The following is a 12,776-nucleotide window of genomic DNA, read 5'->3' on the forward strand; positions in this document are numbered from 1 at the left end:
ACCGATGACGGCCATCCTGCGACCGCTTGAACCCTCGGATCGTACGGCTTGGGAACCCCTATGGGAGGCCTATCAGCGCTTCTACGAAGTGGTCATCCCGCCCGAAACCACGGATCTCACCTGGGCTCGCTTCCACGATCCTGACGAACCGATACATGCGCTCGGCGCCTTCGACGAAGATGGCCGTCTCGTCGGCATCGTCCATGCCGTCTTTCACCGCTCCTGCTGGCTGCCGCAATGGACCTGCTACCTGCAGGATCTCTATGTCGACAACAGCCAGCGCGGGCTCGGCACCGGTGCCGTATTGATCGAGGCCGTCGCCGATCTCGCCCGCGCAAACGGTGCAGGCAGGCTCTATTGGATGACCCACGAAACGAATGCAACGGCCCGCCAGCTCTACGACAGGATCGCAGAGCGCTCCGGTTTCATCCAGTATCGCAAGCCGCTCTGACGATTGGGGCTTGCAGGCAGACATCGCTGCCCTATTGATTCCGTGGGATGGAATAACCGGAACACGAGGAGGATTTCATGACCGAGGAACTGGTATTCTATACGAACCCAATGTCGCGCGGCCGCATCGCGCGCTGGATGCTGGAGGAGATCGGCCAGCCCTACCGCACCGAATACCTGACCTTCGGCGACACGATGAAAGCGCCCAAATATCTCGCGGTCAATCCGATGGGCAAGGTGCCGGCGATCCGCCATGGCGATACTATCGTCACCGAATGCGCGGCGATCTGCGCCTATCTCGCCGAAACCTTCCCCGACAAGGCGCTGGCGCCGAGACCGGAAGAGCGTGCGCGCTATTACCGCTGGATATTCTTTGCCGCCGGTCCTCTCGAATCGGCGGTGACGATGAAGGCTCTCGGCTTCGAAATTCCGAAGGAACGCCTGCGCATGGCCGGCTGCGGCGGTTTCGACGACGTCATGGACACATTGGAGAAAGCCGTCTCCGCTTCGACCTACATCGCCGGCGAGCGCTTCACCGCCGCCGACGTCTATGTCGGCTCCCATATCGGCTGGGGCATCGGATTCGGCGGCATCGAAAGACGCCAGGCCTTCCTCGACTATGTCGGCCGCATCAGCCAGCGTGAGGCCTACAAGCGGGCCAACGCCCTTGATGACGAAGCCATCAAGACCATGCAGGCCGCTTGAGTGTCAAAGGCGCGGCGGATCCGCCGCGCCCCCGACCGACGACTTTAGACAAGCGGCATGTGAATGTCCGTCAGAAGCTCGGTCGGCGGCACCTCGCGCGGATTGTTGAGATATTCCTCGAACATGACCCTGTCCTTCAACTGCCGGCCGGATTTCGGCAGCCATTCGGCAAAGAGCCACTGATAGGACTTGGACATGTCGGCATAGGGACCCTTGTGGCGCAGCACCGCATAATCGCCGCCGTCGATCGTGCGCCGCTCGAAGGGTGCCGCCGCCGGCATTTCGGCAGCGCCGGTGACGCAGGCGATCGAGCGCAACTTTTCTTCCGGCACAAGATCGGGATCGTCGAGATAGATGCCAATCATCCGCATGTCGGGCTTGGCGAGGCCGCGGGCGTAAAGCGTGCCGAACAGCGTCTCGAAGGCCTTGTCGATCTGCATGTAGGAACCGGTATGGGCAACGCCGATCACCTCGATCGGCCCGATCTCGCGTATGGTAATGTCTAACATGGCTTTGGTCTTTCCGTTAGGTGAGGGTTCAAAGGCTGTGTGGCTTCCCTCTTTCCGGTAGCGGGCCGGCGGCATGCCGTAGACCGACTTGAAGATACGATTGAAGGATTGGAGATTGGGATAGCCTGATCGCTTCGCAATTTCGCCGACGGCAAGCTCGGTGCGGACGATCTCGCCCGCCGCGCGATGCAGCCTGAGCCGCTTGACGGTGGCCGCCAGCGTCTCGCCGTAAATCGCCCGGTAGATCCTGTGCCAGTGATAGCTCGACATGCAGGCGATCTCGGCAAGGCGCTCCATATCCAGCTCTTCGTCGAGGTGGTCGTGAATATAGGCCGAAACCCGTCTCAGACGGTTTTCATAAAGTGCCCATGCCGTTTCGCCATTCATGTCGGAACCTCGTGCAAATCGATCGGCTTGAGAGAACCCTATCCCGATTTGACAAATCCTGCTGACTTGCTCTGAGGCGGAAGCCCCAGAACAAAAAGGATGAAACGAAAAAGGCGGAAGCTAAGCCTCCGCCTTTCGAAACTCGGGAATAAACCGGCAGCTCAGCCGGCGAGTGCTACGGCAACCGCCTCGATCGCCTCGCCGGCCTTCGATCCGTCGGGGCCGCCGGCCTGCGCCATGTCGGGGCGGCCGCCGCCGCCTTTGCCGCCGAGGGCGGCAGATGCGATGCGGACGAGATCGACGGCGCTGTAGCGCTGCACCAGATCCGGTGTCACCGCCACGACAGCACTTGCCTTGCCGTCGTCGGACACGCCGACGAGAGCAACGACGCCAGAGCCGATGCTGGTCTTGCCGTCATCGGCAAGTCCCTTCAAATCCTTGGGATCGACGCCCGAAATCGCTTTGCCGAGGAACTTGACGCCGGCGACTTCACGCACGGCATCGGCCGAGCCGCCCTGCCCGCCGCCCATGGCGAGTTTGCGCTTGGCGTCGGCCAATTCCTTTTCGAGCTTGCGGCGCTCGTCGATCAACGCTTCGACACGTGACAGCACTTCGCCCGGCTGCACCTTCAGCGAGGCGGCAAGCGTCTTCACGCGCTCGTCCTGTTCGGCCAGATATTCGCGCGCCGATTCGCCAGTGACGGCCTCGATACGGCGAACGCCGGCGCCGACGGCATTTTCGCCGAGAACGCGGATCAGGCCGATCTGGCCGGTGGCTCCGACATGGGTGCCGCCACAGAGTTCGATCGAATAGGGCTTGCCGGCCTTGGCGCCGCGTACACCCTCGCCCATCGCGACAACCCGGACTTCATCGCCGTATTTTTCGCCGAACAGCGCCATCGCGCCTTCAGCGATCGCATCATCGACGCTCATCAACCTCGTGGTAACCGGCGAATTCTGCAGCACGATCTCGTTTGCCATATCCTCGACGAACTTCAGCTCCTCGGCCGACATCGGCTTCGGATGCGAAACGTCGAAGCGCAGGCGCTCGGGCGCGACCAGCGACCCCTTCTGCGCCACATGCGTGCCGAGCACCTCGCGTAGCGCCTCATGCAGCAGGTGGGTCGCCGAGTGGTTGGCGCGCAGCCGCGAACGACGGGCATGATCGACCGTAAGCACGACCGCATCGCCGTCCTTGACCACACCGTCGATGACAGTACCCTGATGCACGAACAGGCCTTCGCCCCTCTTTTGCGTGTCTGAAATCTCGATTTTGCCGTGATCGGACGAGATCACGCCTGTATCGCCCATCTGGCCGCCGGATTCGCCGTAGAACGGCGTCTGGTTGACGACGATCTGTACCTTGTCGCCGGCCATAGCTTGGGCCGTAACAGCGCCGTCCCTAACGATCGCCTGCACCACGCCTTCAGCCGTCTCGGTGTCGTAACCCAGGAATTCGGTCGCGCCGTGCTTTTCCTTGAGCTCGAACCAGATGGTCTCGGTCGCCTTTTCGCCTGAACCGGCCCAATGCGAGCGGGCTTCCGCCTTCTGCCGCTGCATCGCATCGGTGAAGCCGGAGATGTCGACGCCGATCTCGCGGGCGCGTAGCGCATCCTGCGTCAGGTCGAGCGGGAAACCATAGGTATCGTAGAGCTTGAAGGCGGTCTCGCCATCAAGCATGTCGCCCTTGGCAAGGTCCGCAGTCGCGTCGGAGAGAAGCGATAGGCCGCGCTCCAGCGTCTTGCGGAAGCGGTTTTCCTCGAGTTTCAGCGTTTCTGATATCAGCGGCTCGGCACGCACCAGTTCCGGATAGGCGCGACCCATCTGCTGCACCAGCGTCGGCAGCAGCTTGTACATCAGCGGTTCTTTGGCGCCGAGAAGCTGCGCATGGCGCATGGCGCGGCGCATGATACGGCGCAGCACATAGCCGCGGCCTTCATTTGAAGGCAACACGCCGTCAGCAATCAGGAAGGCAGAGGAGCGCAGGTGGTCGGCGATGACACGGTGACTGGCGCTGCCCTCCGCCTTGACGCCTATCGTATCCTCGATGGTGCCGGTCAGCGTGCGGAAGAGGTCGGTATCGAATACGCTCTGGACGCCCTGGAGAATACAGGCCATGCGCTCCAGACCCATGCCGGTGTCGATCGACGGACGGGGCAGCGGGTTGCGAACGCCAGGCTCGGTCTGCTCGAACTGCATGAAGACGAGGTTCCAGAATTCCAGGAACCGGTCGCCATCTTCCTCCGCTGAGCCCGGAGGGCCGCCCCAAACATTCTCACCCTGGTCGATGAAGATTTCCGAGCATGGGCCGCAGGGGCCTGTATCGCCCATCTGCCAGAAATTGTCAGAGGTCGGGATGCGGATGATCTTGTCGTCGGAAAAGCCGGCGATCTTCTTCCAAAGCGCTGCTGCTTCTTCGTCCTCGGAATAGACGGTTACCAGCAGGCGGTTCTTCGGAAGGTCGAAGCCTTCGGTGACGAGCTTCCAGGCAAGCTCGATCGCATTCTCCTTGAAATAGTCGCCGAAGGAGAAGTTGCCGAGCATCTCGAAGAAGGTCAGGTGGCGTGCAGTATAGCCGACATTGTCGAGGTCGTTGTGCTTGCCGCCGGCTCGCACGCATTTCTGCGACGTCGTCGCCGTCGAATAGGGACGCTTTTCGAGGCCGGTGAAGACGTTCTTGAACTGCACCATGCCGGCATTGGTGAACATCAGCGTCGGGTCGTTGCGCGGCACGAGCGGGCTCGACGGGACGATCTCATGGCCGTTCTTCTTGAAATAGTCGAGGAAGGTCGACCGGATATCGTTCACGCCGCTCATGCTATGCCCTTCAATGCTGCCCGAGGCAGGTAAATTTAAATCCATCGGCTTTTAACGTTCGCCCCCGCCACTGTCCAGCAGACAAACAAAACCGGCCGCATTCTCATCAGGAATGCGGCCGGTTGGAACTGTCCGATGAGTTCAAGCGCGAAAATTACATTTCCGCAGTGGCATCGCCATCGCCGTCATCCGGGTCCGGTCCGCCATTCTGCAGGAAGCGGTCGGCGATCAGGCCGGCATTCTGGCGCAGCGACAGTTCGATCTCGCGGGCGAGATCCGGATTGTCGCGCAGGAAGGTTTTGGCGTTTTCACGGCCCTGGCCGAGACGCTGGCTGTTATAGGAGAACCAGGCGCCTGACTTCTCGACGATGCCGGCCTTGACGCCGAGATCGACCAGTTCGCCGGTCTTGGAAACACCCTCGCCATACATGATGTCGAACTCGACCTGCTTGAAGGGCGGCGCCATCTTGTTCTTGACGACCTTGACGCGGGTCTGGTTGCCGATCACCTCTTCACGTTCCTTGACCGCGCCGATGCGGCGGATGTCGAGGCGCACGGAGGCATAGAATTTCAGCGCATTGCCGCCCGTCGTCGTCTCAGGCGAACCGAACATGACGCCGATCTTCATGCGGATCTGGTTGATGAAGATAACCATGGTGTTCGACTTGGAGATCGAAGCGGTGAGCTTACGCAGCGCCTGGCTCATCAGGCGCGCCTGAAGACCGGGAAGGCTATCGCCCATCTCGCCCTCGATTTCGGCACGCGGCGTCAGTGCGGCGACCGAGTCAACGACGAGAACGTCGACGGCGCCGGAGCGCACCAGCGTATCGGTGATTTCGAGCGCTTGCTCGCCGGTATCGGGCTGCGAGATCAGAAGGTTCTGCAGGTCGACGCCAAGCTTGCGGGCATAGACGGGATCGAGCGCATGTTCGGCATCGACGAAGGCGCAGATGCCACCCTTCTTCTGCGCTTCGGCAATCGTCTGTAGTGCAAGCGTCGTCTTGCCGGAGCTTTCCGGCCCGTAGATTTCGATGATGCGGCCCCTCGGCAGGCCACCAACGCCGAGTGCAATATCGAGGCCAAGCGAGCCGGTCGAGATCGTCTCGATCTCGACAACATTCTCGTTGGAGCCGAGTTTCATGATCGAGCCCTTGCCGAACGACCGCTCTATCTGTGAGAGTGCCGCTTCAAGCGCCTTGCTTTTGTCCACCGATTTGTCCTCTACCAGCCGCAATGAATTCTGAGACATCCGATCCACCTTTAGGTTATTGAAGCCGCTCAAGCAATGTCGAGTTTGTACCCTATTTGTTCCAATCTCGCAATAGGCGATCAAACAGTTGAAAGAAAAAGGTAAAACGACACGTGTTCTGCATTTGTTTTATCAATGAAAAGCAACGGCTTAGGCCAAAAGTGTCGACTCAACCGCGACGTGGCGCACCGTATCGATTCGTCCTTCGGGCATCGGGAGAGCGGATCGGATGAAGAAAAAGATTCTTGTTCTCGGCGGCGCCCATGTCGACCGGCGCGGCCGCATCTCCGGTGAGACGGCGCCTGGCGCCAGCAATCCCGGCACCTGGTTCGAGGAACCGGGCGGCGGTGGCTTCAATGCGGCGCGCAACTTGGCGAGGCTCGGTTTTCAGGTGACGATGATCTCGCCGCGCGGCGGCGATCCGATGGGCGAGACGGTCGGAGAAGCTGCCGATTTCGCCGGCATCGACGACCGGCCCTTCGTCTTCCTGGACCGCAAGACGCCGAGCTACACGGCGATCATCGAGAAGGACGGCAATCTGGTGATCGCCCTCGCCGACATGGATCTTTACCGCTTCTTCGTGCCGCGACGTCTCTCCATCCGCTGGGTGCGGGAGGCCTTCGCCGCGCATGATTTCATCCTCTTCGACGCCAACCTGCCGGAAGAGACGATCGCGGCGATCGTCGCCAAGGCACGCTCGCTAGACAAGCCCGTTGCGGCAATTGCCATCTCGCCGGCCAAGGTCGTCAGGCTGAAGCCCTGCATCGGAGATATCGACTACCTGTTTCTGAATGAGGCTGAAGCTGCCGCCCTTGCCGGTGAGCGGCCGGAAGAGGCTGCGGGCTGGCCGCCGTTGCTGAACGAGATCGGCATCAGGAACGCCGTCGTCACCCGCGGCCGGCGCGAGCTCGTCGCGTTTTGCGATGGCAGCGCCGTGACGCTGCAGCCGCCGATCGCCGACACCGTCGCCGATGTCACGGGTGCCGGCGATTCTCTTGCTGCCGGCACACTCGCTGCCTTGATATCAGGCCTGCCGCTCGAAGAAGCCGTCCGCCACGGCACTGCGGCCGCCATACTGACCGTGCAGTCGCAGCACGCCGTCAACGAAAATCTGACGCCCGATCTGCTGAATGAGGTGCTCGCCCTTGTTCCCAAGGTCAGAATTCTGCATTGAAGCGGCTAACTATAGTTGAGCATGATGTTGTCCGAAAACCACTCACACCTTCGGCATCATGCTCTGTCGATCACAGGACAAGACCATGACCAAGCCCGTCTCCCCTCTTTTGCCGATCGCTTATTCGAAGGAAGTCGCCAGCGCCAAGCAGCGCGGCGCGCCGCTGGTGGCGCTGGAATCGACGATCATCACCCACGGCATGCCCTATCCCGGCAATATCGAGATGGCCCGCAGCGTCGAGGCGATTATTCGCGAACAGGGTGCGGTGCCGGCAACGATCGCCGTCATTCACGGCACGCTGCACATCGGCCTTGAAGCTGCGGAACTGGAGCAACTCGCCAAGGCGACCGAAGTGATGAAGGTGTCGCGCGCCGATCTCGCCTTCGCCATCGCCGAGCGCCGCACCGGCGCCACCACGGTTGCGGCGACGATGATTGCGGCGGCGCGCGCCGGCATCCGTGTCTTTGCCACAGGCGGCATCGGCGGCGTCCATCGCGGCGCCGAGGAAAGCTTCGATATCTCGGCCGATCTCGAGGAACTCGCGCGCACCGGCGTCATCGTCGTCTGCGCCGGCGCCAAGGCGATCCTCGACATTCCAAAGACGCTGGAAGTGCTGGAAACCCGCGGCGTGCCCGTCGTCACCTATGAGAGCGAGGAATTCCCCGCCTTCTGGTCGCGCTCCTCCGGCATTCCAAGCCCACTGTCGCTGAACAGCCCGGCCGCGATCGCCAATTTCCAGACGGTGCGCGAGCAGCTCGGCATCGACGGCGGCATGCTCGTCGCCAACCCCGTGCCCGAGGCCGACGAGATCGCGCGCGAAGAGATGGAAATCTATATCGAGCGAGCGCTCGACAGCGCCGAGCGCGATGAAGTGACCGGCAAGGCGGTTACACCTTATCTTCTGTCGACTATTTTCGACCTGACGGATGGCCAGAGCCTGAAGACCAACATCGCGCTCGTCGAAAACAACGCGCGGCTTGCTGCTGAGATTGCGGTGGCGCTGGGTGAATGAGGACTACGGGCCGCCGGCGGTGCCCCCTCTGCCCTGGCGGGCATCTCCCCCACGGGTGGGGAGATTGGCAGGAAGCACCGGCTTCCCCAACCAAGTTTCCATTGCAGCTCGGAGAAACGTTGATGTGATGGAAAGCGTTCGCCCCTTGTGATCTCCCCACCTGTGGGGGAGATGCTCGGCAGGGTAGAGGGGGCTGACACGGCACAACGCCCACGCTCACCCTCCGACAACCCTCCCTCACCCGTCCAACGTCTCCTTCACCACAACAGCAAGCTGCTTCAGCGAAAACGGCTTCGGCAGGAAGCCGAACTTCGCCTCCGGCGGCAGATTACGGGCAAAGGCATCTTCGGCGTAGCCGGAAACAAAGATGAATTTCATGTCGGGATAGGTCTTACGCAGCTCGCGCAGCAGCGTCGGGCCGTCCATTTCGGGCATGACGACGTCGGAAACGACGATGTCGACCTTACCGTCGAGTTCTTCCAAGATGGCCAGCGCCTCGACACCCGAGCCCGCCTCGTGCACCGTGTAGCCGCGCGTTTCCAGCATGCGCTTGCCGCCACGGCGCACCGCCTCCTCGTCCTCGACGAGAAGGATGACGGCCGATCCCGTCAGGTCCTCCGGCTGCTGCGGCGACACCGGCAGCGGCACCACTTCGGCCCCGGCGATGGCGCCGTCGATCGAACCTGCTTCGGCGGCCACCGCCGGCTCCGGAATGTGGCGCGGCAGGAAGACGCGGAAGGTCGTGCCTTTGCCGACTTCGGATTCCGGCTGGATGTAGCCGCCCGACTGTTTGACGATGCCGTAGACCATGGCGAGGCCAAGACCGGTGCCCTTGCCGACATCCTTGGTAGTGAAGAAAGGCTCGAAGATCTTGTCCATGATCTCCGGTGCGATACCGGTGCCGTTATCGGCGACTTCGACCAGCACCATGTCCTCGGCCGGCATGTAGGAGTAATTGAAGGCCGAGACCTCGGCGGCGGTCAGATTGCGGGTGCGCAGTGTCAGCGTGCCACCCTCGGGCATCGCGTCGCGCGCATTGACGCAGAGATTGATCAACACTTGCTCGAACTGCGAAAGGTCGGTTTTGACAGGCCAGAGGTCGCGGCCATATTGCACGTCGAGCTTGACATTGGTGCCGGAAAGCAGCCGGTCGACCAGCATGCGCAGGTCGCCGACGACATCGGTCAGGTTCAGCACCGAGGGCCGCATCGTCTGCTTGCGTGAGAAGGCGAGCAGCTGGCGCACCAGCACTGCGGCGCGGTTGGCGTTGCGCTTGATCTCTATCAGGTCGGCAAAGCTAGCATCGGCCGGCCGCGCCTGCAGCAGCAGATGGTCGGAGGAAAGCAGGATCGCCGTCAGTACATTGTTGAAATCATGTGCAATGCCGCCGGCGAGCGTGCCGACCGCATTCATCTTCTGCGTCTGCGCCATCTGCGCTTCCAGCGCCTTCTGCTCGGTCACCTCGACGGCATAAACGATCGCCGCCTCCTCTGGCGCCTCATCGCTCTGGTCGATGACGGCATTGACATAGAAGCGGAAATAGCGCGCCTCGTCGGTCGGTGTGCGGGTGTCGAGGGGCGCGATGTCGCCCTGCCGGTCCTTGGCCGCCGCCAGCGCCGCGGCCAGCTGTGGCCGGTCGCTCTCCTGTACGATGGTTTCAAGATGCGGCGCCTTTTCGAGATCGTCGCGCGAGACGACGCCGGAGAACATCTTCAGGAACGGCGCGTTAGTCCGCAAGATGCGCCCGTTGCCGTCGACCGAGGCGATCGCCATCGGCGTATTGTTGAAGAAGCGGGTGAAGCGCATGGCGGCGGCCGAAGCGGACTGGCCGCCGGCATCGCTCTTTTCACGCGCCAGCACGATCGTCCGGCTTTCGCCGGGTGCGCCATCGCGCATCGAGGTGACACTATGAATGATCTGCACCGGCAGGCTCTGGCCGTTGCTCTTGCGCAGGTCGAGATCGAGCGTCACGGTCTTCTTCAGGCCCGGTTCGGCCTGCACCGACTGGATCAGCGCCAGTCCCTCGCCTGCCACGACGTCGCCGATCGTCATCGAGCCCGGCACGAACTTGGTGAGGTCGAGGCCCAGCCATTCGGCAAGCGTCGCATTCAGGTAGAAGATCTCGCCCTTCCTGCCGGCGGAAAAGAAGCCGGCCGGCGCATGGTCGAGATAGTCGATCGCGTTCTGCAATTCCTTGAAGAAGCGCTCCTGGTCGTCGCGCTCCGTGGTGATATCGGTGATCTGCCAGATCTGCAGCGGCTTGCCGCCGTTTTCCTCCGGCTGCAGCAGTCGCGCCTTCAGCCGGTACCAATGCGCGCCGGAGCTGTTGCTGCCAGGCCCGACGGCGCGCAGCAGGCGAAATTCCTCCCGGCCTTCCTTGCCCTCGCGCAGGCCGTTGACCAGCCTGTAGAGCGCCTCGTTGGATTCGCGATGGCGCGACAGCAGCGTTTCCAGCGTCTGCACCTCGGTCGCCTTACGTGCGCCGGTCAGCGCGCCATAGGCGGCATTGGCATAGATGATCCGGCCTTTTTCGTCGGTGATCAGCGTACCGTCGGGATGGCTGTTGAGGAAGGCGCGCGCCAGGCTGTCGGACTGATGCTGCGGCATCACCTCGATGAAGCCGATGACCGAAGACACCAGAAAGAAGATGCCGACCATGGCGAGCACGCCGAGACCGCCAAGCACCACCTCGTTGTCGAGCGACTTTTTGAAGAAGACGAAGGCGCCGGCAGCTGCGATCAGCACGAGCGCCAGCAGAAGAATGCGCAAGACCGTGCCAGAACGCCCCCCACGATCCACAAGCGGTGCGTTATAGTCGTCGGCCTGACGCGGTTTCGTCATGTATTCCTCACATAAGCCCTCCCGCTTCGTAGCACGAACACGAAGCAGGAATCAGGCACTCTTTCCTTCTTAGCAATTTGCCGCGTCGGCAAAAACACCGCTAGCCGGCAAGACTGCTTGAATTCACAGGCAACAGCGCCATCTGCCCCAGAAGCCCAACGCTGCCACCCGTGCGCAAGGTCGCCGGGTGCCAAGCAGCGGAACACGAAATCGCGTTCTCCCGTGACTGGACAGCATCGGCGGCCCTTGCCTAAGGAACGGAAAAGTCGTCAATATGTGCCGAATGCGAAATGGAGTGAGTGACTATGTTGGATGATGTTGTCGGAGCTTATGGCAGCCGTTTCCTGCTTGCGGCCGGTGGCGTCGGCCTGGCGCTTCTCCTGCTCATCATCGTGCTCTGGGTGATCCGCAGCCGGGCGCCCTCACCCTTCGTGCGCGGCGGCCGCAATCGCCAACCCCGCCTGCAAGTGCTGGATGCCGCAGCCGTCGATGCCCGTCGCCGGCTGGTGCTGGTGCGCCGCGACGATGTCGAGCACCTGATCATGATCGGCGGCCCGAGCGATATCGTCATTGAAAGCCGTATCCTACCGGCAGCGGCCGAGCAGCCGGACCGCGCCATCCGTCCGCAACCCGTCGAGCAGCGTCCGATATCTGTCGCGCGGCCGGAAACGCCACCGGTCTCGCCACCGCGCCCGCCGGTCGCAGCCCGTGTCGAGCCGGCCGCCGAGCCCACTTTCTCCGCGCCGGCTTCGCCAGAGCCGCGCCCGCGGCCAGAATCATCGGCCCAACCGTTGGCCCAACCGCCGGCCCAGCCTGCCGTGGCACCGCCGGTGGTCACGAGCCCCCTTCCGGCAGAGCCGGTGACAGCGCCGCTGTCGGCCGAACGCGACAATCCTCTGCGTGCCGTCCCGCCCCAGCCGCGCCCACTGGAGCGTCCCGTCGTTCCCCCGGCCGCGCAGCCCATACCGTTTCACGATACCTCAAGTGCCACCGAGATCCTCGATGCCGCCCGCCAGCGCGTGCTGCCGCAGCAGCGCATCGAACCCGAGGTCTCCGCCCCGCCTGTCAAGGATATGCCGGCGGCCGCACGCGCCGCACTAGGTAGCGCCGAAGACGATTCGGCCGCGCAGTCGGCAGCAGCGAGCCGTCTTGATTTCCAGCGGGTGCTGGAACAGGAAATGTCGAACAATCTGACCGCCGAACGCATCGTGCCGGCGCCGGCAAACCAGGCGCCCCGGCCCGGAGCGCCGCAACCCGGAAACCTGCCGCGCCGCGATCCGGAAATGGCCCCGATCACCGGCGCCGATACCGATCTGCAAAAGGAAGTCGCCCGTATCTTCGGCGAGATGAGCGTCAACCGCGACAAGTGACTGGGCACGACAAGTGACCGGGCGCGACAAGTGAGCGGAACGTACCTCCGACTTTCCTTCATCACCAAGTTGCATAAAAGCCGCAATGCCGCGACTTTCAGTTCCCGATGCGTCAGGGGACTCCATCTTGTGCTGATAATTTGGTATCGCTCCGGTTGAAGAGCGTTGGCGCATCGAGGTCATAGTTTGCCTAAGTAAATACCGGTCTCACTCCAATTTCACCCGTACTGCCGGACAGCGACGCGCTGACGGCGTATGAACAT

General features: G+C 62.4%; 9 protein-coding genes. 5 read left to right on the forward strand and 4 right to left on the reverse strand.

Annotated elements, in window-relative coordinates:
* Positions 1-4 precede the first annotated feature (4 nt).
* Together OIU37_RS03690 and OIU37_RS03695 are read left to right on the forward strand one after the other, a co-directional pair.
* On the forward strand, positions 5-451 hold the full coding sequence (locus OIU37_RS03690) for a GNAT family N-acetyltransferase (protein WP_264255771.1): 447 nt from the start codon (positions 5-7) through the stop codon (positions 449-451).
* A gap of 77 nt (positions 452-528) precedes the next feature.
* Complete coding sequence (locus OIU37_RS03695) at positions 529-1,155, forward strand: glutathione S-transferase family protein (RefSeq protein WP_182211344.1); 627 nt, start codon at positions 529-531, stop codon at positions 1,153-1,155.
* 44 nt (positions 1,156-1,199) lie between these two features.
* Here OIU37_RS03695 and OIU37_RS03700 read toward each other — a convergent pair whose 3' ends face one another.
* From OIU37_RS03700 to recA, 3 genes are all read right to left on the reverse strand, one after another.
* Positions 1,200-2,051 (reverse strand): GyrI-like domain-containing protein, encoded by an 852-nt coding sequence (locus tag OIU37_RS03700; RefSeq protein ID WP_264255774.1) that lies wholly within the window; start codon positions 2,049-2,051, stop codon positions 1,200-1,202.
* A gap of 161 nt (positions 2,052-2,212) precedes the next feature.
* Positions 2,213-4,867, reverse strand: a complete 2,655-nt coding sequence (alaS, locus tag OIU37_RS03705) for an alanine--tRNA ligase (protein ID WP_264255777.1) — start codon at positions 4,865-4,867, stop codon at positions 2,213-2,215.
* 154 nt (positions 4,868-5,021) lie between these two features.
* Positions 5,022-6,116: a recombinase RecA gene (gene recA, locus OIU37_RS03710; RefSeq protein ID WP_003540131.1), complete on the reverse strand. Its 1,095-nt coding sequence runs from the start codon at positions 6,114-6,116 to the stop codon at positions 5,022-5,024.
* A gap of 229 nt (positions 6,117-6,345) precedes the next feature.
* Between recA and OIU37_RS03715 the strand changes: the two genes are divergently transcribed.
* A complete protein-coding gene (locus OIU37_RS03715) occupies positions 6,346-7,290 on the forward strand; it encodes a carbohydrate kinase family protein (protein ID WP_171602635.1) in 945 nt (314 codons plus the stop codon).
* Between the two features lie 85 nt (positions 7,291-7,375).
* Positions 7,376-8,302 (forward strand): pseudouridine-5'-phosphate glycosidase, encoded by a 927-nt coding sequence (locus OIU37_RS03720; RefSeq protein WP_240603175.1) that lies wholly within the window; start codon positions 7,376-7,378, stop codon positions 8,300-8,302.
* Between the two features lie 237 nt (positions 8,303-8,539).
* On the opposite strand, the gene cckA is transcribed toward OIU37_RS03720, so the two are convergent.
* The gene (gene cckA / locus OIU37_RS03725; protein WP_077978293.1) at positions 8,540-11,143 is read right to left on the reverse strand and encodes a cell cycle histidine kinase CckA; all 2,604 of its coding nucleotides are present in this window, start codon (positions 11,141-11,143) and stop codon (positions 8,540-8,542) included.
* 299 nt (positions 11,144-11,442) lie between these two features.
* Here cckA and OIU37_RS03730 point away from each other — a divergent pair, with 299 nt between their 5' ends.
* On the forward strand, positions 11,443-12,513 hold the full coding sequence (locus OIU37_RS03730; protein WP_264255794.1) for a flagellar biosynthetic protein FliO: 1,071 nt from the start codon (positions 11,443-11,445) through the stop codon (positions 12,511-12,513).
* The last annotated feature ends 263 nt before the right edge of the window (positions 12,514-12,776 follow it).

Origin of the sequence: Rhizobium sp. BT-226 (genome assembly GCF_025847085.2) — a bacterium.
Classification (GTDB): Bacteria; Pseudomonadota; Alphaproteobacteria; order Rhizobiales; family Rhizobiaceae; genus Rhizobium; species Rhizobium sophorae.

Excerpts from the sequence above, each read along its gene's own strand:
- alaS (WP_264255777.1), bottom strand. The coding sequence starts at position 4,867 with ATGAGCGGCGTGAACGATATCCGGTCGACCTTCCTCGACTATTTCAAG.
- recA (WP_003540131.1), bottom strand. The coding sequence starts at position 6,116 with ATGTCTCAGAATTCATTGCGGCTGGTAGAGGACAAATCGGTGGACAAA.
- OIU37_RS03695 (WP_182211344.1), top strand. The coding sequence starts at position 529 with ATGACCGAGGAACTGGTATTCTATACGAACCCAATGTCGCGCGGCCGC.
- OIU37_RS03720 (WP_240603175.1), top strand. The coding sequence starts at position 7,376 with ATGACCAAGCCCGTCTCCCCTCTTTTGCCGATCGCTTATTCGAAGGAA.
- OIU37_RS03715 (WP_171602635.1), top strand. The coding sequence starts at position 6,346 with ATGAAGAAAAAGATTCTTGTTCTCGGCGGCGCCCATGTCGACCGGCGC.
- OIU37_RS03700 (WP_264255774.1), bottom strand. The coding sequence starts at position 2,051 with ATGAATGGCGAAACGGCATGGGCACTTTATGAAAACCGTCTGAGACGG.
- cckA (WP_077978293.1), bottom strand. The coding sequence starts at position 11,143 with ATGACGAAACCGCGTCAGGCCGACGACTATAACGCACCGCTTGTGGAT.
- OIU37_RS03690 (WP_264255771.1), top strand. The coding sequence starts at position 5 with ATGACGGCCATCCTGCGACCGCTTGAACCCTCGGATCGTACGGCTTGG.